This window comes from Sphingomonas psychrolutea (assembly GCF_014636175.1).
GTDB lineage: Bacteria > Pseudomonadota > Alphaproteobacteria > Sphingomonadales > Sphingomonadaceae > Sphingomonas > Sphingomonas psychrolutea.
Window position 1 is genome coordinate 1 of the sequence record NZ_BMDW01000025.1, and the last position, 22,282, is coordinate 22,282.

The 22,282-nt window shown below is 64.3% G+C and carries 22 protein-coding genes; 9 read left to right on the forward strand and 13 right to left on the reverse strand.

The window, feature by feature from the left end; translation table 11 throughout:
• The first annotated feature begins 479 nt into the window (after positions 1 to 479).
• Positions 480 to 1,067, forward strand: coding sequence for a recombinase family protein (locus IEV62_RS15910; RefSeq protein ID WP_188449227.1), 588 nt, complete (start codon positions 480 to 482; stop codon positions 1,065 to 1,067).
• A 109-nt stretch (positions 1,068 to 1,176) separates the two neighbouring features.
• Here the strand turns inward: IEV62_RS15910 and IEV62_RS15915 are convergent, their stop codons facing one another.
• The 4 genes from IEV62_RS15915 to dapB all read right to left on the reverse strand — a co-directional run bounded on the left by IEV62_RS15915 (position 1,177) and on the right by dapB (position 4,651).
• Positions 1,177 to 2,088, reverse strand: a complete 912-nt coding sequence (locus tag IEV62_RS15915; RefSeq protein WP_188449229.1) for a hypothetical protein — start codon at positions 2,086 to 2,088, stop codon at positions 1,177 to 1,179.
• 838 nt (positions 2,089 to 2,926) lie between these two features.
• Complete coding sequence (locus tag IEV62_RS18295; protein WP_229733274.1) at positions 2,927 to 3,262, reverse strand: hypothetical protein; 336 nt, start codon at positions 3,260 to 3,262, stop codon at positions 2,927 to 2,929.
• A gap of 1 nt (position 3,263) precedes the next feature.
• A complete protein-coding gene (gene nth / locus IEV62_RS15925; RefSeq protein WP_188449230.1) occupies positions 3,264 to 3,926 on the reverse strand; it encodes an endonuclease III in 663 nt (220 codons plus the stop codon).
• Complete coding sequence (gene dapB / locus IEV62_RS15930) at positions 3,923 to 4,651, reverse strand: 4-hydroxy-tetrahydrodipicolinate reductase (RefSeq protein ID WP_188449232.1); 729 nt, start codon at positions 4,649 to 4,651, stop codon at positions 3,923 to 3,925. The genes nth and dapB overlap by 4 nt, the downstream gene beginning before the upstream one ends.
• A 317-nt stretch (positions 4,652 to 4,968) precedes the next feature.
• Here dapB and IEV62_RS15935 point away from each other — a divergent pair, with 317 nt between their 5' ends.
• Positions 4,969 to 5,670 carry an NAD-dependent deacylase gene (locus IEV62_RS15935; RefSeq protein WP_188449234.1) on the forward strand — a complete coding sequence of 234 codons (702 nt, stop codon included), beginning with the start codon at positions 4,969 to 4,971 and terminating at the stop codon, positions 5,668 to 5,670.
• Positions 5,671 to 5,796: 126 nt separating this feature from the next.
• Here IEV62_RS15935 and IEV62_RS15940 read toward each other — a convergent pair whose 3' ends face one another.
• The 5 genes from IEV62_RS15940 to lepB all read right to left on the reverse strand — a co-directional run bounded on the left by IEV62_RS15940 (position 5,797) and on the right by lepB (position 9,914).
• Complete coding sequence (locus IEV62_RS15940) at positions 5,797 to 6,291, reverse strand: Hcp family type VI secretion system effector (protein WP_188449236.1); 495 nt, start codon at positions 6,289 to 6,291, stop codon at positions 5,797 to 5,799.
• Between the two features lie 95 nt (positions 6,292 to 6,386).
• A complete protein-coding gene (locus tag IEV62_RS15945; RefSeq protein ID WP_188449238.1) occupies positions 6,387 to 7,358 on the reverse strand; it encodes a carbon-nitrogen hydrolase family protein in 972 nt (323 codons plus the stop codon).
• A gap of 42 nt (positions 7,359 to 7,400) precedes the next feature.
• Positions 7,401 to 8,306, reverse strand: a complete 906-nt coding sequence (era, locus tag IEV62_RS15950; RefSeq protein ID WP_188449240.1) for a GTPase Era — start codon at positions 8,304 to 8,306, stop codon at positions 7,401 to 7,403.
• Between the two features lie 112 nt (positions 8,307 to 8,418).
• Positions 8,419 to 9,087, reverse strand: a complete 669-nt coding sequence (gene rnc / locus IEV62_RS15955) for a ribonuclease III (RefSeq protein ID WP_188449242.1) — start codon at positions 9,085 to 9,087, stop codon at positions 8,419 to 8,421.
• Complete coding sequence (gene lepB, locus IEV62_RS15960; protein ID WP_188449244.1) at positions 9,084 to 9,914, reverse strand: signal peptidase I; 831 nt, start codon at positions 9,912 to 9,914, stop codon at positions 9,084 to 9,086. Before lepB ends, rnc begins: the two co-directional genes overlap by 4 nt.
• A gap of 190 nt (positions 9,915 to 10,104) precedes the next feature.
• On the opposite strand from lepB, the gene pgi reads away from it, so the two are divergent.
• Both pgi and gorA read left to right on the forward strand, forming a co-directional pair.
• Positions 10,105 to 11,598, forward strand: coding sequence for a glucose-6-phosphate isomerase (gene pgi / locus IEV62_RS15965; RefSeq protein WP_188449246.1), 1,494 nt, complete (start codon positions 10,105 to 10,107; stop codon positions 11,596 to 11,598).
• A gap of 135 nt (positions 11,599 to 11,733) precedes the next feature.
• Complete coding sequence (gene gorA / locus IEV62_RS15970; protein WP_188449248.1) at positions 11,734 to 13,083, forward strand: glutathione-disulfide reductase; 1,350 nt, start codon at positions 11,734 to 11,736, stop codon at positions 13,081 to 13,083.
• Positions 13,084 to 13,172: 89 nt separating this feature from the next.
• Here the strand turns inward: gorA and IEV62_RS15975 are convergent, their stop codons facing one another.
• From IEV62_RS15975 to acs, 4 genes are all read right to left on the reverse strand, one after another.
• Positions 13,173 to 13,496 (reverse strand): GIY-YIG nuclease family protein, encoded by a 324-nt coding sequence (locus IEV62_RS15975; RefSeq protein ID WP_188449250.1) that lies wholly within the window; start codon positions 13,494 to 13,496, stop codon positions 13,173 to 13,175.
• A gap of 74 nt (positions 13,497 to 13,570) precedes the next feature.
• The gene (locus IEV62_RS15980) at positions 13,571 to 14,404 is read right to left on the reverse strand and encodes a TauD/TfdA dioxygenase family protein (protein ID WP_229733276.1); all 834 of its coding nucleotides are present in this window, start codon (positions 14,402 to 14,404) and stop codon (positions 13,571 to 13,573) included.
• Between the two features lie 50 nt (positions 14,405 to 14,454).
• A complete protein-coding gene (locus tag IEV62_RS15985; protein WP_188449252.1) occupies positions 14,455 to 16,500 on the reverse strand; it encodes a M13 family metallopeptidase in 2,046 nt (681 codons plus the stop codon).
• Between the two features lie 98 nt (positions 16,501 to 16,598).
• On the reverse strand, positions 16,599 to 18,536 hold the full coding sequence (gene acs, locus IEV62_RS15990) for an acetate--CoA ligase (RefSeq protein WP_188449254.1): 1,938 nt from the start codon (positions 18,534 to 18,536) through the stop codon (positions 16,599 to 16,601).
• Between the two features lie 112 nt (positions 18,537 to 18,648).
• On the opposite strand from acs, the gene IEV62_RS15995 reads away from it, so the two are divergent.
• From IEV62_RS15995 to IEV62_RS18440, 5 genes are all read left to right on the forward strand, one after another.
• Entirely contained in the window at positions 18,649 to 19,665 is a 1,017-nt protein-coding gene (locus IEV62_RS15995; RefSeq protein WP_188449256.1) for an NAD-dependent epimerase/dehydratase family protein, read from the forward strand.
• Positions 19,666 to 19,739: 74 nt separating this feature from the next.
• A complete protein-coding gene (locus IEV62_RS16000) occupies positions 19,740 to 21,266 on the forward strand; it encodes an acyl-CoA carboxylase subunit beta (protein WP_188449258.1) in 1,527 nt (508 codons plus the stop codon).
• A 297-nt stretch (positions 21,267 to 21,563) separates the two neighbouring features.
• The gene (locus IEV62_RS16005; protein ID WP_188449261.1) at positions 21,564 to 21,854 is read left to right on the forward strand and encodes a hypothetical protein; all 291 of its coding nucleotides are present in this window, start codon (positions 21,564 to 21,566) and stop codon (positions 21,852 to 21,854) included.
• Positions 21,851 to 22,072 (forward strand): hypothetical protein, encoded by a 222-nt coding sequence (locus IEV62_RS16010; RefSeq protein WP_188449263.1) that lies wholly within the window; start codon positions 21,851 to 21,853, stop codon positions 22,070 to 22,072. The genes IEV62_RS16005 and IEV62_RS16010 overlap by 4 nt, the downstream gene beginning before the upstream one ends.
• Positions 22,073 to 22,119: 47 nt before the next feature.
• Positions 22,120 to 22,239 (forward strand): type II toxin-antitoxin system Phd/YefM family antitoxin, encoded by a 120-nt coding sequence (locus tag IEV62_RS18440; protein ID WP_373868605.1) that lies wholly within the window; start codon positions 22,120 to 22,122, stop codon positions 22,237 to 22,239.
• Positions 22,240 to 22,282: the final 43 nt, after the last annotated feature.

The following is a 22,282-nucleotide window of genomic DNA, read 5'->3' on the forward strand; positions in this document are numbered from 1 at the left end:
CCTGAATCGCTTCTCCGAAATAGGAACACCGGTGACCGTCCGCCTCTCATAACATCTTCAAGTAAAAGCGCGGTTATGCTCTCGCGACGTTATGCAACAAAGCCAGTCCAAAGTATCTGCTGCGCTGTCGAGAGTGTCGGCCGCGTCGTCAACTTCGGAGATAGCTGCTCTCATGGCTTCGACCCTAACCTTCAGCGCTGCGATCTGTTGGTCGCGTTGATCCAGCTCCTCTTGCGGCACGCCACAACCCGATAGGAGCGCGAGGCCCGATAATACGAACGCTATAGTTCCTCTGCGCATGCCACCCCCGGTCGGAACGCTAAGCCTCCCGAGCCGCTTGTCAACGCGACTACGATGGAGGCTGTATCGAAAACGAACGGTTTCGAGCCCCTATTGAGAGGTGTATCGATTATTAGCTTGACGGCAATTCCGATACATAAGCAGTAACGAGCTACGTTATCGATACAGGGAAAACTGTCATGGCTCGCACATTTTCATATTGCCGCGTAAGCACCGTTGATCAGACTACCGACAACCAAGTTGCAGAAATTGAGGCGGCGGGGTTCGCAGTCGATCCTAAACGGGTCGTGACTGAGACGGTGTCGGGTTTCACGTGCGCTCGGGAGCGTGCGGGCTTCGCAAAGCTAATGGACCGGCTAGAGGCCGATGATGTGCTGATCGTCAGCAAGCTTGATCGACTGGGCCGTAACGCGATGGACGTGCGGGCAACGGTGGAGGCCTTGGCGGTGGCAGGTGTGCGGGTCCACTGTCTCGCGCTTGGCGGGGTTGATCTGACTAGCTCGGCGGGGAAACTCACGATGGGGGTAATCAATGCCGTCGCTGAGTTCGAGCGGGACTTGATCGTGGAGCGAACCCAAGCGGGCTTGAAGCGGGCAAAGGCCGCTGGGGCCGTGCTGGGCCGTCGCGCTTCCTTAGATACTGCGCAGCAAGAGGCCGTGAGGCAACGTAGGGCCGCTGGGGATTCGCTGGGCGTGCTGGCGAAGGCGTATGGGGTTTCCCGCGCAGCGATCCAGCGGGTGGAGCGGCGGGCCTCTACGGGGGCCTGAGCGGCCTTGATATTCGGGCAGTGCCACGCCCGCCTGTCGTGTGATATTGTTACATCGACGGAAGGCCGTTCCGAGACGCAAGGGGGACTTTCGGCGCTATTCGGCCCCCTTAGTGGACGCTCGGCACGGGCGCGGTCGGCTTCCCGAGGTTCTCGGTGAAGTAGCGCTCGAAAGCATTCTTCAGGACCTCCGCCGCTATCCCACGCTTCGACGTCGGAACGATCAGTGCGTCATGGACCGGGAGGAACCCAATGCCCTGGGACTGTAGCTCGGCCATCGCCATCATCATGATTTCCGCTTCATGATATTGAAGGTCGTGCGTGCTGATGCCGTGGCCTTTTAGTCCCGCAAGGACCGGAAAGCGCTTTACGGCCTCACGCCGCACAATGGCACAGCGGGGGCCGCCAGCCTTGGGGTCTGATGCGCCTAGCGCGATCATGATCCAGCGCTTCACTTCTTTATGGTCTAGCCCCGGGAGGGCGTAGGAGGCCGTAGAGGCATCGAACGGGAGGCCTAGCAGGCCGTGTAGGATCGTTAGGTGCGCGGCGCTTAGGTCAACCTCTTCGACCGCTTCACCGTCAATGCGGAGTAATGCTGCGCGTGCCCGCCGCCCCCGCCCGCTCTCATCCCCACCGCCGCTCATACTTTCGTAAGCGTCACCCCGGGGCATGGAATAGAAGCGACCGCCCCATTGCCAAGCAAAGTCCGGTTTACCGGCATGGCTGAATATTCGACGAAGGCCTGCGAAGACGATGCCGTCGATTCGCCCTTTCGCCATTAGGAAGGCATTCAGGCTTTCCATGCTTGCGATAATGGCGAGCGCCTGAGGGTCCTTAGGATCGATTGGGAGCCGTACGGCCCGGTCGGATTTTGTCACCTTTTCCGCTCGCGCCTCCACGGCATCGCAGGCGGCTGGCAGCGCTACAGTCCCCGTGGCGAAATGGGCTGCCAAGTTGCTTAGCGTGACGCCATGCTCGCTCGCCATCTGAAGGAGCGGGGCCGTGGGACGAAAACTCGTCATAGCCGCCCTTTGATGGGATAGACCAAACCTATCCTCTTCCCGAAAGAAGCCCGCCAGTTCCTCTAAGTGCCCCGAGGCTCCCATAGCGGCCCGCATGGCATTGAAGGCTGTAGCCCGTCCCGGATAGGCGGCTGTGGCGCTGTTGCTGGTCCTTAGCTTGCTCCACCGCCCTGCGCGGATGCCGTAGAGGAGGTCAGAGAGGAACGGTCCCAAGGCCTGCCGATATCGCAATAGCATCGTAGGGCGGGCCTGGACCCTCCCCTTCATGTGGGGCAATACCACTGTACCAATGATGAATGAAATCAAGGCCTCAGCCTCAGGGGAGCAAGGGCCGCCAGCAAGCAGCATTGAGCGCGCGAAAGTCCTAGCATCCCGTCGATCCGTCGCGCGATCAGGAAGCGCTAGGTCCCCTAGTGGCGTGTAGGCGTGCATGGGTGGACCTTAATGGGGGATAATGATGACCCCCACTGGAGGCTTGCGGGGCTGTAAGCTACTCAGGGTAGCGTAGGGCAACCCTTAGCATAGTGGAGTAAAAACTCCATGGCCATTCACTGACTTTCCGCCCCGGACGTTCCCACGGGCCGCACCGCTACCTTTCAGCCGTCCGGGGCGGATGTCTGGCCCGCCACAACTGTGACACAACGCCGCCCTTGCCGAGACTGCTAAAAGGGTCCAAACCGCCCGTGGCGAGCAGCAGAAGGTAGGTTTTCCACGGGTTTCCAGATACGGGACGGCCCAGACTGCCTTCGGAGGGCAGCGCTCTATCCAGCTGAGCTACGGGTGCCTGATTGCCCGCCTAGCAAAGCCGGGGGCGCTGCGCCAGTCCCTTGCGTGGCGGCTATTTGGCCAGCGTCANCTGCAGGACCGGGGTGGAATAGAGCACGGTGATGATATCGACCGAGCAGAGCTGGCTCAGGCTGGTTGCGTAGGAGAAGCGCTCTTCGAACCCAAGCCCCGGGCACGCATAGGGCAGGGTGTTGCGATACACTTTGCGGCCGGTCATGATAAAATCGATCGTGCGGTCGCCATGGACGCGGGTTTCGCTGATCTGGCGCAGCGGGATGCAGCTTTCCGGCTTGCCCACCTCGGTCGCGACGAGAATCGCCTGGCGGTCGCGCGCCATGCCGGGCGCGGCGACAGCGGTGACGGCAAGAGCGGCGAACAGCAGGCGCATGTCATGTCTCCTGTTTGGCGCGGAGCTTCGGCGCCGGGGTCTTGGGCTTGAACGCGCAAAGATCGGCGACGTTGCAGCGCCAGCATTCGGGCGTCCGCGCTTTGCAGACATATCGCCCGTGCAAGATTAACCAGTGATGAGCGTGCAACCGGAACGGCTGCGGCGTCGCCTTATCCAGCTTCAGTTCGACCGCGAGCGGGGTCTTGCCGCGCGCGAGGCCGGTGCGGTTGCCGACGCGGAAGATGTGCGTGTCGACCGCAAAGGTCTCCGCACCGAACGCCACGTTCATGACGACATTTGCGGTCTTGCGCCCGACGCCGGGGAGCGTTTCGAGCGCGGCACGGTCCGCCGGGACTTCGCCGCCATATTGCGCGATCAGGCGCTCCGACAAAGCGATCACGTTCTTGGCCTTGGTGTTGAACAGGCCGATCGTCTTGATGTGCTGCTTGAGGCCGTCCTCGCCGAGCGCAACCATCTGGGCGGGGGTCTTCACGGTTTCGAAGAGAAGCCGCGTCGCCTTGTTGACGCCGATATCGGTGGATTGCGCCGACAGCGCGACCGCAACGACCAGCTGATAGGCGTTGCCGTACGCAAGCTCGGTCTCGGGATGCGGATTGTCCGCCGCGAGCCGGGCGTAGAAGTCGACGACGTCGGCCTTCTTCAAACCCCGAGCACCTGTTCCATCGAGTAGCGCCCCGCCGGTTTGCCGACGAGCCACAGCGCCGCCGTAATCGCGCCGCGCGCGAAGATCGCGCGATTTTCGGCGCGGTGGCCGATTTCGATCCGCTCGCCCTCGCCCGCGAAGATGACGAGGTGATCCCCGGCGACCGAGCCGCCGCGCAGCGAGGCGAAGCCGATCGTCCCCTCCGAGCGTGCGCCGGTCAGGCCCGCGCGATCAGCGACCTTTGCCTCGGCCAGTGTAATGCCGCGCCCAGCCGCCGCCGCTTCGCCGAGCAGGAGTGCGGTGCCAGAGGGCGCATCGACCTTGTGGCGGTGGTGCATTTCGGCGATTTCAATGTCCCATTCAGGTCCCAGCCGCGCGGCGGCATCGCGTACCAGCTTGGCGAGCAAGGTGACGCCGAGCGAGACATTGCCCGTCTGCAGCACTGCGATTTCGCCTGCGGCGGCATCGATCAGCGCGTGGTGCGTGGTCGACAGCCCGGTCGTGCCGATCAGGATCGGCGTGCGCGCGGACCGCGCGGCGGCAAGCGTGCGTTCGAGCGCGGCGGGCGTCGAGAAATCGATCAGCACGGCGGCATCGTGCGCCAGCGAAACCGGATCGCCCCCGGCATCAATCCCGCCGATCAGCGTCGCGCCGAGATCGGGCACGGCGACGGCGAGCGCCTGCCCCATCCGCCCCGCACTCCCGATAATGCCGATCGCGGTCATCTTCGCTCTCCCGAATTGCTCCGCGCGCCTGTACCGGGTCGGGCCGGGAGATGCCATGCGGCAAATTGCCGACTCGTGGTCCGCGGCGCGGAAGTTTAGGCTAAGTTTAGGCATAAAAGCGATTGCACAGCACCAAAGATGCTGCGTCGCAATGCGGTGGGGCGGCGTGCCACGGCGCGTGGGGTGCCAAGAATAAACCGACGGTTTGAAAGAGCCGGATGCGAGGATGACAGATCGCTGGCGTGTAGGACATACAGAACCGCCTGGTGGCCTCCGAACGATAGCGGAAGCTGTGCCCCTGCGGTATCGTCACCGGCATGACCAGCCCACGCAACATCGTCATCCTCACCGGCGCAGGCATCTCCGCCGAATCGGGGATCGCCACCTTTCGCGGGCCGGGCGGGCTGTGGGAGGGGCACCGCGTCGAGGATGTGTGTACGCCCGCGGCGCTGGCCGATGATCCGGTACTGGTCCACCGTTTCTATGATGCGCGGCGCGCGGCGCTCATCACCGTGCAGCCCAATGCCGCGCATGTCGCGCTGGCGCGGCTCGATGCGGCGTGGCCGGGCGCGCTGTTGATCGTGACGCAGAATGTCGATGATCTGCACGAGCGCGCCGGGGCGAAGCGCTTGCTGCACATGCATGGCGAATTGCAGTCCGCACTTTGCGCGGCGTGTGGCGCGCAAGCGCCGTGGAGCGGGGATTTGCCGCCAGGGTCGGCCTGCGCGGCATGCGGCGCGGCGGCGCTGCGGCCCGATATCGTGTTCTTTGGCGAGATGCCGTACGCGATGGACGTGATCGAGCGTGCGCTGAGCGAAGCCGATCTGTTCGTGTCGATCGGGACGTCGGGCGCGGTCTATCCCGCCGCCGGGTTCGTGCAGGGCGCGCGCCATGCCGGGGCACACACGTTGGAACTCAACCTCGAACGATCGGCGGGGAGCGGGTATTTCCACGAGGCGCGGCTGGGCGTGGCGGGGGAACTGGTGCCCGAATGGGTGGAGACTTTGCTTGCATCCTAAACCCCGCAAACCGCCAGCCGCCGACCTTCGACAGCACAATGCGGGGTGACGCTATGGTTGACGCGCAACCGCGCGAGGCGCGGGACGGGGCGTCGGCCATGTCCCGTCCGTCGCGCCGAAGACCGATCAGGACCCCGCGCAGACCACCGCGCTGACATCGGCCGGGGCAAGGACGCGTTCCGACACAGCGGGCGCGCTGGCTTGGCGTCCGCCCTTCATCGTTGCGAGATCCCAACTGGCGACTTGCGGCTTGCCCTGCACGCGCGTCGCCCAATCGTCGTTTGCCATGGTCCCGCCGACGCGATCGAGTTCCTTGGTGATGACAAATGGTTTGTGCATGCGCTTGCCGGTCGGCAGGCCCGATGCGGAATCGCGCGGCGATACGATCGCCGAGACAACGGCACCGCCGGCACAGGTGACGCGGAGCATGACCTGGTCGGGCGTGCCGTCATTGTCGCTGTCGCGATCGATATAGCCGTCCATTCCGCGCATCTGTCCATCGCTGAACGTCCCGGTCGCGGTGAACCGCACGTTGGGGCCGCCGCCCGCGCCGACCGATCGGGCTGTGCTGATCTGGGGTGCCGCGAGCACGGCGAGCGCGACGATAGCGTCGATCATCATGGCAAATCCTCTCCTGTCTTTTATGGACAGGAAGCTGCTCCCCAATGGGACGTTATGCAAGCGTTCCGAAAGCGGGGCGAGCGCTGTCGCGCCGCTCAGGCGGTGAACCCGTCCTCCGCATCCGCCACGCCCAATTTTGCGCGGCGGTCGACGCGGAGTTCGAACACGTCGGGGCGGGCATAATGTCCATCGCTATCGAGCGACGTCAGGTTGCGACCGATTGCCGCCAAATCCAGATCGGCGATCAGCAAATCGGCATCGGCACCGGTTTCCGCGAGGATTGTGCCGTCGGGCGCGATGATGCAGCTGCCGCCGGACTGAAGCTGGCGATCGGGCATGCCGAGCAGCAGATCGCGTGCATCGGCATTGCCGCCGACGCGCTCCAGCCCGTCGAGCAGATCGGCGCGGTGCTGGATCGTGCCCGCCGCGAGCACGAAACAGCGGCCCTCGAACGCATAATGTTGCGACGCGATGCGGTACATCGGGCGTACCGTCGGCCAGGCCGAGATATGGACCGCTTCGCCGGTGTGATGCATCGCGGCGCGGGCGAGCGGCATCCAATGTTCCCAGCAAATCAGCGATCCGACCGCGCCCCATTCGGCAGTATGCACGCCGAGCGTCGCGCCGTCGCCGCGCCCCCAGATCATTCGCTCGCCATGCGTCGGCACGAGCTTGCGGTGGAGCAAGGGCGGTTGGTTCGGGCGGAACAGATATTGCGTGTTGGTCAGGCTTGAGCGGACGCGTTCATGCGCCCCGACCGAGACGAGGATATTGGCTTCGTCGACAAGTTGCTGGAGCGGTTCGAGCCGCGGGTCGTTCGGGCGCAGCGCTTGTTCGAGCAGGATCGCGTGGAGCGCCTGCGTGCCGCGATGATCCCAGATCGCGGCATTGGGGGCCTCGTCGAGCCACAACGGATAACCGCCGAGGAAGGTCTCGCCAAAGGCGACCAGCTTGGCCCCGATATCGGCGGCATCCGCGACATGATCGAGCAAGGCGGTGATCCCGTCGCCGATCGCCAGCGGGATCGGGGCGGCCTGCACCAGCGCAGCTTTTACGGTCTTGGTCATGCGATTTCCCCTGAGGCCGCGCCCGCATCCGATCGGCTGGGCTTACTCTACCCAGTCCAGCCCCATCTCGCGATAGACGTCACGCTCGTCATCCCAGCCCGGCCTTACTTTCACGTGAAGATAGAGGTGGACCGGCCGGCCCATGATGCTGCTGAGTTCGGCACGCGCGCGCGCGCCGATTTCCTTGATCCGGGCACCACCCTTGCCGAGCACGATCGCGCGTTGCGTCGGGCGTTCGACCAGAATTTGCTGGTGGATCTCAACCGATCCATCCTGGCGTTCGAGATATTGCTCGGTCTCGATTGCGGATGCGTAGGGGAGCTCAGCGTGGAGCTGGAGATAGAGCTGCTCGCGTGTGACCTCGGAGGCAAGGCTGCGCTCGGTGGCGTCGGACACTTGATCTTCGGGGAAGTGCCACGGCCCCTCGGGCATGCGCGCGGCGAGATGCGCCTTCAGTTCGGGCAGGCCGTCACCGGTCGATGCGCTGACGAAGAAGACTTCGTCGAACTGGACCATGCCGGTCAGTTTCTCGGCATGGAGCAGCAGCTTGCCCTTGTCAGCGAGATCGACCTTGTTGAGGATGAGGTATTTGGGTTCGCGGCGATCCTTGATCGCCTCGGCAATGGTGGTGACCTTGCTGCCGAGCCCGCCTTTGGCATCGACCACCAGCGCCAGCACATCGGCCCCTTCGGCCCCGCCCCACGCCGCCTTCACCATCGCCCGGTCGAGCCGGCGCTTGGGCTCGAAGATACCGGGGGTGTCGACCAGCAGGAGCTGCGTATCGCCCTCGATCGCGACGCCCATCAGCCGGACGCGCGTGGTCTGCGCCTTGGGGCTGACGATCGCGACCTTCTGCCCGACGAGCGCGTTGACCAGCGTCGATTTACCCGCATTGGGCGCGCCGAGGACCGCGACGAGGCCGCAGCGTTGGGGGGTGGGTTCGGTCATATATCACTTTCGTCACCCCGGGCTTGTCCCGGGGTCCACCGTGGTACGCGTACCACTGGTGTTGCTCATGCCCCGCAGTGGACCCCGGAACAAGTCCGGGGTGACGGAGGGGTTAGTTTCGCAGCTTTCCCAACAGCGCCGTCGCAGCAGCGGTCTCCGCTTCCTGTTTCGAACTGCCCTCGGCCTCGGCTTCGGCAAACGTCCCGATCATCGCCTTCACCCGGAAGCGTGGCGCGTGGTGCGGGCCGGAGCGTTCGACCACTTCATACGCCGGGGCCTTGCGATTGTGCGCGGCGGCCCACTCCTGCAGCGCGCTCTTGGGATGTTGCGGGGCGGAAAGCACGCGGCTGGCGCGGTCGCCCCACGCGGTGCGGATCGCACGCGCCGCACCGTCGAGCCCGGTTTCGAGATAGAGCGCGCCGATCAGCGCCTCCATCACATCGCCCAGCACATTGTCCGAATCCGCTGCGCCATCGTCGCGCGCTTGCTTGCCGAGGCGCAAATGCGCGGCGACGCCGAGGCCGCGCGCGACATCGGCGCAGACCGCGCCCGTCACCAGCGTATTGAGCCGCTTCGACAAGGCACCTTCGGGTTCGCCGGGGAAGAGTTCGAACAGCCACTGCGCCATGACGAGGCCGAGCACGCGGTCGCCGAGAAATTCGAGCCGTTCGTAATTGGCCGCCGCCTGGCTGCCATGCGTCAGCGCGCGTTCGTACGGCGTGAGATCGACCGGTCGATGCCCGAGCGTCGCGGTCAACCAGTCGCGAAGTGGCTCGCTCAAAACCCCTCCCCGATGCGGCTCCAGCGTGCGGCCGAGAACCACGTCCACGGCAGGAACCAATTGGCCGAGCCATCGGTCGAGAAAAACGACACCATCGCGCGCCCCTCGATCCGCTCCATCGGGACATAGCCCATGCCCTGCGGCGGATCGAACCGGCTATCGCCGCTGTCGTCGCGATTGTCGCCCATCACGAAGACGTTGCCGGCGGGGACCATATACACGCCGGTCTCATCGGCATTGGGCTGCTCACCGCGATCGAGTACGGCGTAGCTCTTGCCGTTCGGCAGCGTCTCGCGGAATTGCTGGTAGCGGCAGACGGGCTTGCCATCGACGCTGTCCTCGAACTCGGTCGGGCATTCGCTGCCGCCGGGATAGTTCGGGCTAAGCGGGATGATGAAATCGGCGATTCGCTGCTTGGGAATCGGCGTACCGTTCAGGATTACCTGCCCGTTCCGCATCTGGATCGTATCGCCGGGCAAACCCATGACGCGCTTGATCACGTCGTGGTCGTTCCCCGGCGGCCCGCGAAACACCACGACATCGCCGCGCGCCGGATCGCGCCCGAGGATGCGACCGGGCAGCAACGGCGCGCCCCATGGCAGCGACCAGCGCGAATAGCCGTAATTCCATTTCGACACGAACAGATAGTCGCCGATGTAGAGCCGCGGCAGCATCGATTGCGACGGGATGCTGAACGGGGCAACGATAAAACTGCGCAACACGAACACGATCAGCGCAAGCTTCAGGAAGAAGGTGAGCGTCTCGCGCGTTTCGGAACGCGGCGGTTTCGCGCGCTTGATCGAGATTTTTGTGTCGGTGTCGGCCATCCGCGCGGTTTGGTGCTGCGCCGCCCCCCCGTCAAGTTGGTCGTCAAGCTGGCGGTTGTAATGGCACGGCGCTAGGGCGATCTGTGTCTGCTGTTCCCGTGCGAAAGCAGGGGTCCAGAGTCGCGGGCATTGTGTTCCGTTACGCTGGACCCCTGTTTTCGCAGGGGAACCGAGTTTCGAAGAGGTGACTATGACCAAGGCCGACTGGACCACGATCGAGGCGCTGCCCTCGCCCCGTCTCGAATCGCTGTTCGCCGAGGATGCGGCGCGGCTGGCGAGCTTCAGCGTCGATGTCGCCGGGCTGCATTTCGACTGGTCGAAGACGCATCTGACCGCCGACGCGGTCGCTGCCTTCACCGCGCTCGCCAAGGCGCAGGATCTGCACGGCAAGCGCGAAGCGCTGTTCGCCGGCGAAGCGGTCAACACCAGCGAGGGCCGCGCCGTCACGCATGTCGCCGAACGCGGCGAAGGCAGCGAAGACGATGTCGCCAAGGCGCGCGTGCTCCACGCCCGGATGCGCGCGCTGATCGACGCGATCGAGGCCGGGGCGCTCGGCGAGATCCGCCATGTGCTGCACGTCGGGATCGGTGGCTCCGCGCTCGGGCCCGATCTGCTGATCGATGCGCTGGGCCGCGAGGACAGCCGCTATGAGGTCGCGATCGTGTCGAACATCGATGGCGCAGCGCTCGAGGAAGTGTTCGCCAGATTCGATCCGACCGCGACGCTGCTGGTGATCGCGTCGAAGACCTTCACCACCAAGGAAACACTGACCAACGCCGATTCGGTGCTGCAATGGATGGGCGAGCACGGCGTCGAAGACGCGTACGGCCGCGTCGTCGCGCTGACCGCCGACCCCGACAAAGCGGTCGAATGGGGCGTCGACGAGACGCGCGTATTGCCCTTCGCCGAGAGCGTTGGCGGGCGCTATTCGCTCTGGTCTTCGATCGGCTTCCCGGCGGCACTCGCGCTGGGGTGGGATTGCTTCGAGGAATTGCTCGAAGGGGCGGGCGAAATGGACCGGCATTTCCGCCAGACCTCGCTCAGCCAGAATGCGCCGGTGCTCGCGGCGTTTGCCGATCTCTACTATACGCAGGTCCGCCACGCCGAGACGCGTGCGACCTTCGCCTATGACGAGCGGCTGCGGCTGCTGCCGTCCTATCTCCAGCAGCTCGAAATGGAATCGAACGGCAAGGGCGCGACGATCGACGGCGAGGCGGTCGGGCGGCCGACCGCGGCGATCACTTGGGGCGGGGTCGGCACCGATGCGCAACATGCGGTGTTCCAATTGCTCCACCAGGGCACGCACCTCGTGCCGGTCGAATTCGTCGCGGTGATCGAGCCGGGCGATACGCTGTCGGAAGAGCATCACCGGCAATTGCTGCTCAATGCCTTTGCGCAAGGGGCGGCGCTGATGAAAGGCCGCCCGAACGACGATCTCGCGCGGAGCTATGCGGGCGATCGGCCTTCGTCGACGATCCTGCTCGAGGACCTCGATGCGCGCACGCTTGGCGCGCTGATCGCCTTTTACGAACAACGCACCTTCGTGAACGGCGTGCTGCTCGGGATCAATTCGTTCGATCAGTTCGGCGTGGAACTGGGCAAGGAAATGGCCAAGGCGGCGGATGCCGGCGGGCAGGAATTCGACGTATCGACGACCGATTTGATCAAGCGGGCGTTCGGATAACACCCGACCGTCACCCCGGCCCCCTCGACGAAGCTCGGGACAGGCTTGCGCCGGGGCCCACCGTGCAACAAACATCGCCGCGCTTCAGGCGCGGTGGACCCCGGAACAAATCCGGGGTGACGGAGTGAGAATATAATGAGCGATTTCGACTACGACCTCTTCGTCATCGGCGCTGGCTCCGGCGGCACCCGCGCATCGCGCGTTGCGGCGGCGCATGGCGCCAAGGTGGCGGTGGCGGAGGAATATCGCGTCGGCGGGACCTGCGTCATCCGCGGCTGCGTGCCCAAGAAGCTGCTCGTCTACGGCGCGCATTTCGCCGAGGATCTGAAGGACGCGCGGCGCTTCGGCTGGGATGTGCCCGAACACCTCAACTTCGACTGGAAGCGGCTGCGCGACAACGTGATGGAGGAGGTCGATCGCATCAACGCCGCCTATACCGACACGCTGACCAATAACGGGGTCGAGATCATCCTCGATCGCGCAGAGGTAACCGGGCCGCACAGCCTGACGCTGGGCAGCGGGCGCGAAGTGACCGCGAAATACATTCTGATCGCGACCGGTGCGGCGCCGGTCGTGCCGGAATGTCCGGGGCACGAACACGGCATCACTTCGAACGAGGTGTTCGATCTCGACGCGGTGCCAAAGCGCATCCTGATCGCGGGCGCGGGCTATATCGCCAATGAATTTGCCGGCATCTTCAACGAATTCGGCGCGAAGGTGACGCTGATCAACCGCAGCGACGTGATCCTGCGCGGCTATGACGAATCGATCCGCGACCGGCTGCTGCAAATCTCAATGATGAAGGGGCTCGATTTCCGCTTCAACGCGACGTTTCAGGGGATCGAGCAGCAGCCCGATGGGTGTCTCCGCGTATCGATGACGGGGCATGAGCCGATCGACGTCGATTGCGTGCTGTTCGCGACGGGACGGTCCCCCAATACCGCCGGCCTCGGTCTGGCGAACGCCGGGGTCGAACTCGACGACGCGGGCGCGGTGGTGGTTGATGCCGATAATGCCTCGACCTGCGACAGCATCTATGCCGTCGGCGACGTGACCAACCGCGTACAGCTGACCCCGGTCGCGATCCGCGAGGGGCAGGCGTTTGCCGACACGATCTTCGGCGGCAAGCCGCACCGCGTCGATTACGAAAACATCCCGAGCGCGGTGTTCAGCCATCCGCCGATGGCGGGCGTCGGCCTGACCGAGGCGCAGGCCAAGAACAAGTTCGGATCGGTCAAGGTCTACACCTCCGACTTCCGCCCGATGAAGAACGTGCTGGCGAACCGCAACGAACGCGCTTTGTACAAGATGGTGTGTCATGCGGAATCGGGCGTGGTGCTCGGGCTGCACATGATCGGGCCGGACGCGCCGGAGATTTTGCAGGCCGCAGCAGTGGCGGTGAAGGCGGGCCTCACCAAGGACGCGTTCGACCAGACCGTCGCGCTGCACCCGTCAATGGCGGAGGAATTGGTGCTGCTGCGGTAGGGGTGGCGGGTTCGAGCCGGTTGGGGGCGTGGACGGCAGGAGCGTTTTTCCGTCACCCCGGCCTTGTGCCGGGGTCCACCGTGCCACCATCACCCGGCCAGGGGCGGCAGGCCAAGCCCAACCGCAAGGTCATTCCACGCCGGATTTTCATGTTCGATGAGGTTGCGCTTCCAGTCTCGCCGATAGCGTTTCAACTGCTTTTCGCGGGCAAAGACGGAGTCCATTGTTTCGGCGGTTTCGAAATAGACGAGCCGCTTTATCCCGTACTTTTTGGTATGCCCGTCGAACGTCCCGGCGCGATGTTGTAAAATCCTGCCGATCAGGTTCGACGTAACGCCGACGTAGAGCCGACCATTATAGCCGCTCGCCAGAATGTAGACGCAGGGGACGCGCTCGATCGTCACGCGTAGCATCTTGCTCCACGGTGGACCCCGGCACAAGGCCGGGGTGACGACTAAGGATACGCGCGCTTTCTACCCCCCGGCGCCTATTCCAACGCCACCCCCGAAATCGTGATCCGGTGCATCAACCGCCGATGCCCCTGATAATCGTTCGCCGCGAAATGCCAGGTCGAACGGTTATCCCACACCGCGACCGAACCCGGCTGCCATTGCAACCGACACTGAAATTCCTCGCGCATCGCGACCGAGTAGAGATATTGCAGCAGCGGCTGGCTCTCCTCGCGCGTCCAGCCTTCGAAATGGAGCGTGAAGGCGGGGTTGACGTAGAGCAGCTTGCGCCCCGTCACCGGGTGGTGGATCACCGCCGGGTGGACGGCGTTGGCGCTGATGTCATGACCCTTCAGATCGGCGGCCTGGTCGGTCTTGGCGTAGATGCCGTCATGGCCATAGATGTGATCGGCGCTGTGCACCGCGCGTAAACCGCCAAGCGTCGCCTTCAGCCCGTCCGACAGCGCATCGTACGCCGCGCCCATGTTCGCGAACAGCGTGTCGCCGCCCACCGGCGGCAGCTCGCGCGCGACGAGGATCGATCCCATCGCGGGCACCGGATCATAGCTATGGTCGGTGTGCCAGCCGCCGCCGATATTGACGAACTGCGTCTCGGCTTTGCGGACTTCAGCGATTTCGGGATAGCCGCCATTGGCGGGGAAGTAATTGTTGACGTCGATCGCGCCCCACCGCCGCGCAAAGGCGATATGATCTTCGGGGCTAAGCTGCTGATCGCGCAGCAAGACGACGCCCGTTTCGGCGAGCGCGGTGCGGATCGCGGCCATTTCGTCATCGCCGATCGCGCGCACGTCGATTCCGGTGACTTCCGCTCCGCAATGCGCGGCCAGTGGATTGATGTGCATTTCGCCCATGCTGCCTCTCCTTATTTTATGGAGCGCAGCATGGGCGAAGCGCGCGGGCTTTACCAGATGTGGACGCGCTTCTCGGGGGCGAGGTACAATCTGTCGCCGGGCTTCACGTTGAACGCGGTGTACCAGGCGTCGACATTGCGGACGATGCCGTTGACGCGGTAATATGGCGGGCTGTGCGGATCGGTCAGCAGCCGCGCACGCGCCGCGCCTTCGCGGATCTTCGACTGCCACGCTTGCGCGAAGGCCAGGAAGAAGCGCTGGTCGCCGGTCAGCCCGCCGATGACGGGCGCCTTGCCGTGCTTCGCCTGATAGCGGTGATAGGCGGCATAGGCCATTTCGAGCCCGCCGAGATCGCCGATATTCTCGCCCATCGTCAGCTTGCCGTTGATTTTGGTGCCGGGGATCGGTTCGTAGGCGTCATATTGCGCGCCGAGCACCGCCGTGCGCGCGGTGAATGCTTTCTTCGAGTCGGGCGTCCACCAATTGGCGATCTTGCCCGTGCCGTCGAACAGGCTGCCCTGATCGTCGAAACCGTGACCGATCTCATGCCCGATGATCGCACCGATCGCGCCGTAATTCACCGCCGGATCGGCCTTTGCATCGAAATAGGGCGGCTGCAGGATCGCGGCGGGGAAGGTGATCTGGTTCATCAGCGGGTTGTAATAGGCGTTCACCGTTTGCGGCGTCATTTCCCACAAGGAGCGGTCGACCGGCTTGACCAGGCGTTGCAGGTCGAGGTCGTGCTGGAATTCGCCCGCGCGGACGGCATTGCCGATCAGATCGCCGCGATCGATCTTCAGCGCCGCATAATCGATATATTTTACCGGATGCGCGATGCGCGGCTCGAACGCGTCGAGCTTGGCGATGGCCGCCGCTTTGGTCTTGGCGTCCATCCAGTTGTTCGACGTGAGCCGCTCGGCGAGCGCACCGCGCAGATCGGCGATCAGCTCACCCATCTTGGCTTCGCTTTCGGGCGGGAAGTGGCGTGCGACATAGATTTGCCCGACCGCCTCGCCCAGTGCACCGTTGACGAGCGCGACGCCACGCTTCCAGCGCGCGCGCTGCGACGGCTGATCGTTGAGCGTCTTGCCGTAAAAGGCGAAGCTCGCGTCATCGAAACGCTTGGGCAGGAATTGCGCGTGATCGCTGACAAAGCGGAACGCCACCCAGTCCTTCCACGTCGCCAGCGGGACGCTATCGAGCATCTTGCCGTTCGCGGTCAGCGCGGTGCTGGTCGCCATGATGACGGTCGGGATGCTGTCGAGCCCGGCGGTCTTGAGCATCAGGTCCCAGTCGAATTCTGGCGCCAGCTTCTTCATGCCGGCGCGGTCCATCGGCTTGAACATTTCCATCAGATTGCGCTGGCGCTCGGGGCTCCATTGCTCCTTGGCCATCGCGGTTTCGAGCGCGATGATCGCATCGGCCTTGGTCGCGGCATCGGGGATGCCGGCCAGCGTCTGCATCTGAATGACATAGTCGCGATAGGCCTTGCGGAAGGCATCATACTTTGCGCCTTCGAGCAGATAATAATCGCGTCCGCCCATGCCGAGCCCGCCTTGCGAGGCCGCGGCGACATAGCGGGTCGGGTCGGTCGGATTGGGCAATTGGCCGAGCTCGACCGGCGAGGCATAGCCGACGCTCGCGAACAGCATCTGCAGCGCGGCCTTGTCGTTCACCGCGGCGATCTTGGCGAGATAGGGTTGCAGCGGGGCAATGCCGCGCGCTTCGGTGGCGGCTTCATCCATCCAGCTCGCATAGAGATCGCCGATTTGCTGGCCCGATGCGCCATAGGCCTTGGGATTGGCGGCAAGATCGGCGACGATCGCGCGGACTTGCTGCTCGGCTTCGTCGCTCAGCACCACGCCATAGCCGGCCTGCGTGCGATCGGCGGCGATTGGCGTGCGCTTGTCCCAATTGCCGTTGGCATAGGTCCAGAAATCGTCGCCGGGCTTGAGCGTGCGCTGTTGCGCCGTGAGATCGATCCCGAACGTGCCGTAGCGCGGGCCGGCCTTGGGCGTGACCTTGGCGATTCCGGGGACGGTAAGCGCCGCGATCGCGACGGCGGCGGTGAGACGGACGAACGTGGAACGACGCATTTCAGAACCCCCTTCAGGTGTGTTGCCGTGCTATAGCGCCGAGTCGAAAGCGCTGCAAGTGGTCTGTCAGGGTCGCGCGACATCTATTCAGGGTCGGCTTACTCCACGCGGTTCGCCACCAGATCGTCGACCACCGCCGGATCGGCGAGGGTTGAGGTGTCGCCGAGGCTCGATACGTCGCCCTCGGCGATCTTGCGCAGGATGCGGCGCATGATCTTGCCGCTGCGCGTCTTGGGCAGGCCGGGCGCGAATTGCAATTTGTCGGGCGCGGCGATCGGGCCGATTTCCTTGCGCACCCACACGATCAGCTCACGGTGCAGATCGGGATGCGGATCGACCCCGGCGTTGAGCGTGACGTAGGCGTAAATGCCTTGCCCCTTAATGTCGTGCGGCATGCCGACGACGGCGGCCTCGGCGACGTGCGGATGAAGGACCAGCGCCGATTCCACCTCGGCCGTGCCCATGCGATGACCGCTGACGTTGATCACGTCGTCGACACGGCCCGTGATCCACCAATAGCCATCGACGTCGCGCCGCGCGCCGTCGCCGGTCGTATATTTACCGGGATAGGTGGTGAAATAGGTCTGGAAGAAGCGATCGCGATCCCCCCACACGCCGCGCATTTGCCCGGGCCAGCTGCGCGCGATGACGAGGTTGCCTTCTGCCGGACCAGTCAGCACCCGGCCTTCGGGATCGACGAGTTGCGGGTCGACGCCGGGCATCGGGTTGGTCGCGCTGCCCGGTTTCAAGGCGGTCGCACCCGGCATCGGCGCAATCATCGCGCCGCCGGTCTCGGTCTGCCACCACGTGTCGATGATCGGGCAGCGGCCTTCGCCGACCACGTCGTGATACCAGCGCCATGCCTCGGGGTTGATCGGTTCGCCGACGGTGCCGAGCAGTTTCAGCGAGCTGCGATCGGTCATCGCGACGAAGTCATCGCCATCCTTCATCAGCGCGCGCAAGGCGGTCGGGGCGGTGAAGATCGTATGGACCTTGTGCCGGTCGACCACTTGCCAGATGCGGCTCGCGTCGGGCCAATTGGGCAGGCCTTCATACATCAGCGTCGTCGCGCCATTGGCGAGCGGGCCGTACAGAATGTAGGTGTGCCCGGTGACCCAGCCGATATCGGCGGCGCACCACCACACAGTGCCGGGGCGATAATCGAAGGCGAGCTCGTGCGTCAGGCTGGCCCACAGCAAATAGCCGCCGCTGGTGTGCATCACGCCCTTGGGCTTGCCGGTCGATCCGCTGGTGTAGAGGATAAACAGCGGGTCCTCCGCACCCATCGGCTCGGGCGGGCACGTCGCGGGGACGCCCTCGGCCGCCTCATGATACCACACGTCGCGCGGGTGCATCGTCACCGCGCCGCCGGTCGCCCGCACGACGATGACGGTCTTCAGGCCGGGTGCCGTTTCTGCGGCGGCATCGACATTCGCCTTTAGCGCCACGCGCTTTCCGCCGCGGCGGCCTTCGTCCGCGGTAATGACAATGGTCGATCGGCAATCCTCGATCCGCCCGGCAAGCGCCTCGGGCGAGAAGCCGCCAAACACCACCGAATGGATCGCCCCGATCCGCGCGCACGCCAGCACCGCGAACGCCGCCTCCGGAATCATCGGCAGATAGATGGTGACGCGGTCGCCCTTGACGACGCCCTGCGCCTTGAGGACATTGGCGAAGGTGCAGACCTCGGCATGGAGTTCGCGGTAGGTGAAGCGGCGCGGCGCGTCGCTCGGCGCATCGGGTTCCCAGATCAGCGCGATCTCGTCGCCGCGCTTGGCCAGATGCCGGTCGAGACAATTGGCGGAGACGTTTAGCTTCCCGTCGGCGAACCAGTTGATGTGAAAATCGGCCTTGTCGAACGACCAGTCACCGGCGATTTCGGGCCGCTTGATCCAGTCGAGCCGTCGCGCCTGTTCGAGCCAGAAACTGCCCGGATCGGCGATCGACCGACCGTAGAGCGTCTCATACCCCGCCGCATCGTAACGCGCCTGCGCGGCCCATTCGGGCGGGACGGGGTAGAGGTCCTGTTCGGCCATGCTATGCTCTCCTCGACGCCTTGTGCCGGGTCGGCGCCTTTGAATGCAAGCACCACTTGGCGCGACTTAAGTTTCATTGTAAAACCCATCGCAGGCAATCGGGAGTCTTGCGATGACGGGTACGGTTCTGGTCACGGGCGGCAGCGGTTACATTGCCGGGTTCCTCATTCGTCAGCTGATCGCCGAGGGCTGGCACGTCAACACGACGGTGCGCTCACTGGCGCGCGAGGCGGAGATTCGACGTGTGCTGGCCGTTGACGATTCGCGGCTCAGCTTCTTTGCCGCCGATCTGCTCGACGATGCCGGCTGGGCGGAGGCGGTCGCGGGGTGCAGCCATGTCGCGCATGTCGCCTCGCCGTTCCCCGCCGCCGCCGTCAAAGACGCGCAGGAACTGATCCGCCCGGCGCGCGAGGGCGCCTTGCGCGCACTGCGCTTCGCCCGCGACGCCGGGGTAAAACGCTTCGTGCTGACCTCGTCCGCGGCGGCGATTGCCTATGGCCATCCCGGCCGCACGACGCCCTATACCGAGGCCGATTGGACCGACGTCAACCACCCCGATTCCTACGCCTATGTCCAGTCGAAGACGATCGCCGAACGCGCCGCGCGCGATTGGGTGGCGGCAGAGGGCGGCGACATCGAATTCTGCAGCGTCAATCCCACGCTGGTGGTCGGGCCGATCCTGAGCGCGGATTTCTCGACCTCGGTCGAGGCGATCCGCAAGATCGTCGCGGGCGCGCTCCCCGGCTGCCCCGATTTCGGCTTCGGCGTGGTCGATGTGCGCGACGTCGCCGATCTCCATGTCCGCGCGCTCAACGCCCCCAACATGGCGGGCGAACGCTTCATCGCCTCGGGCCCGTTCCTCACGATGGTCGAGATCGCGCGGCTGCTGAAAGACCGGCTCGGCGCGGACGGTCGCAAGATCCCGACGCGCAAACTGCCCGATTTCCTCGTGCACATCTCCGCTTTGTTCGATCCGATGGTCCGCCAGGTGATCGGCGAGCTGGGTAAGACGCGCGCGATGGATGCCAGCCACGCCCGCAAAATGCTTGGCTGGGTGCCGCGACCGGCCGAGGAATCGCTGGTCGATACCGCACGCAGCCTGATCGCGATGGGGGTCGTCCGGCCGTAGCGGAAAGCCCGGGAGTTGCGTTCCGCGCCGAAACACGGAAAGGGACGCGCACAGTCCCTGCGGCAGGAGCGCCCATGTCCTCAACCATCGCCGAACTCGAACGCAAGCGCGCGGCCGCACGCATTGGCGGTGGCGAGAAGCGCATCGCCGCGCAGCATGCCAAAGGCAAGCTGACCGCACGCGAACGCTTGGACGTGCTGCTCGACGAAGGGTCGTTTGAGGAACTCGACATGTATGTCGAGCATAATTGCGTCGATTTTGGCATGGCCGAGCAGAAGATTCCGGGTGACGGCGTCGTCACCGGATCGGGCACGATCAACGGCCGGCTGGTGTTCGTGTTCAGCCAGGATTTCACCGTGTTCGGCGGGTCGCTGTCCGAGGCGCATGCCCAGAAGATCTGCAAGATCATGGATATGGCGCTCAAGGTCGGCGCGCCCGTGATCGGGCTGAACGATTCGGGCGGCGCGCGCATTCAGGAGGGTGTCGCCAGCCTTGGCGGCTATGCCGAGGTCTTCCAGCGCAACGTTTTGGCAAGCGGTGTCGTGCCACAGATCAGCCTGATCATGGGGCCGTGCGCGGGTGGAGCCGTGTATAGCCCCGCGATGACCGACTTCATCTTTATGGTGAAGGATTCCTCATATATGTTCGTCACCGGCCCGGATGTAGTGAAGACCGTTACCAACGAGATCGTCACGCAGGAGGAATTGGGCGGTGCGGTGACGCACACCACGAAGTCGGGGGTCGCTGATGTCGCCTTCGAGAACGATATCGAGGCGCTGCTCGCGGCCCGCGACTTCGTGGACTTCCTTCCGGCCTCGAACCGGGAAGCGCCGCCCGAACGGCCATCGTCCGATCCGTGGGACCGTTTGGAGGAGTCGCTCGATACGTTGGTGCCCGCCAGCGCCAACCAGCCCTATGACATGCACGAACTGATCCGGAAGACCGTCGACGAAGGCGATTTCTTTGAGGTGCAGCCGACCCATGCCGGCAACATCCTGATCGGTTTCGGGCGGATCGAGGGGCGCACCGTCGGCTTCGTCGCCAATCAGCCGATGGTGCTCGCCGGGTGCCTCGACATCAACAGCTCGAAAAAGGCGGCGCGGTTCGTGCGCTTCTGCGATGCGTTCGACATTCCGATCGTGACCTTCGTCGATGTGCCGGGGTTCCTGCCGGGCACCGCGCAGGAGCTGAACGGCATCATCAAGCATGGCGCGAAGCTGCTGTTTGCGTATGCAGAGGCGACGGTTCCGAAGATCACCGTCATCACGCGCAAGGCCTATGGCGGCGCCTATGACGTGATGGCGTCGAAGCATTTGCGCGGCGATTTGAACTATGCCTGGCCGACCGCCGAGATCGCGGTGATGGGCGCCAAGGGCGCGGTGGAAATCATCTTCCGCGGTCGCTCCCCCGCCGAAATCGCCGAACAAACCGCGCAGTACGAAGCACGCTTTGCCAACCCGTTCGTCGCGGCGAGCAAGGGCTTCATCGACGAAGTGATCCAGCCGCACTCGACTAGGCGGCGGATTACCTTGGGGTTACGGAAATTGCGCGGGAAGCAGCTCGAAAATCCGTGGAAGAAGCACGATAACATTCCGCTGTGATCACGTGGTACGCCTTGGGCCTTCTGTCTTGGATCGTCTCCGGATTGTGTGTCTGGAGTTTGGTTCAGGCATGGCAACGAGGGCGGGTGCTGTCGCATGGTTGGGTTGAACGAGACAGGACCCCGATCTTCTTCTGGGTGGCGGTCATTTCCCAAACGTTCGCGCTCATGCTGTTCTCGTCGATTGGTTTTCTCGTAACGGCGGATGTGTTTGGCTCGTTGCGGTAGCTGACACCGCCACTCGGGCTTGCCTCCGAATCACCCAAACCTTATAATCACATGATAAGGAGCGCCGCCGATGCAGACCGAACGTGTGACCTTCCTGACCAGCCCCGATCAAAAAGCGAAGCTCGACGCTTATGCCGCGCTTCATGGGCATTCGGTCGGCCATGTCCTGCGCGAAGCGACGATCAATTATATCGCCACGCCCGTGTCGGAGCGTGCCGAGGATGAGGCCGCGCTTGCGCTAATCCTTCCCGAGGTTGAGGCGGCGGTCGCCGACATGAAGGCGGCGATCACGGCGATGCGCGCGGATATCGAGCGGACGTGCGCGGTGGTTGATGCGGTGCTCGCGGGCGAAAAGCGGTGAGTACGAGCGACAAGGTTTTCGGCGCGCTCAAGACAGTGCTTACGCTGAAAGACCAAGTGGACAATCTCGGCAAGGATCTGGGCAATCTCAACGCGAGGCTGACGCGCCTAGCCGAGGCCCACGGCGACCTGCGCGATCGCGTCAGCGGAATCGAGGGCTATTTGCGCGGGCGCGGCGAAAGCGCGGCGCCGCCGAGCGTCCCACAGATCGACGGATGACGACCTCCAACGCATCCTCCTCGGCGGGTGATACGAGGCCGCAGATTATGACAATTTCCGCGATCAAGCGGGATTTCGACGCGGTGCTACGCCGAGTCCATGAAGGCGAAGAGATTATCGTTACGCGCCGCGGCATCCCCTTGGGACGTTTGCTACCCCCTTTGTGATCGGTAATTCCGCGCACATCCCCGCTTCCCGATGCGCCCCAAT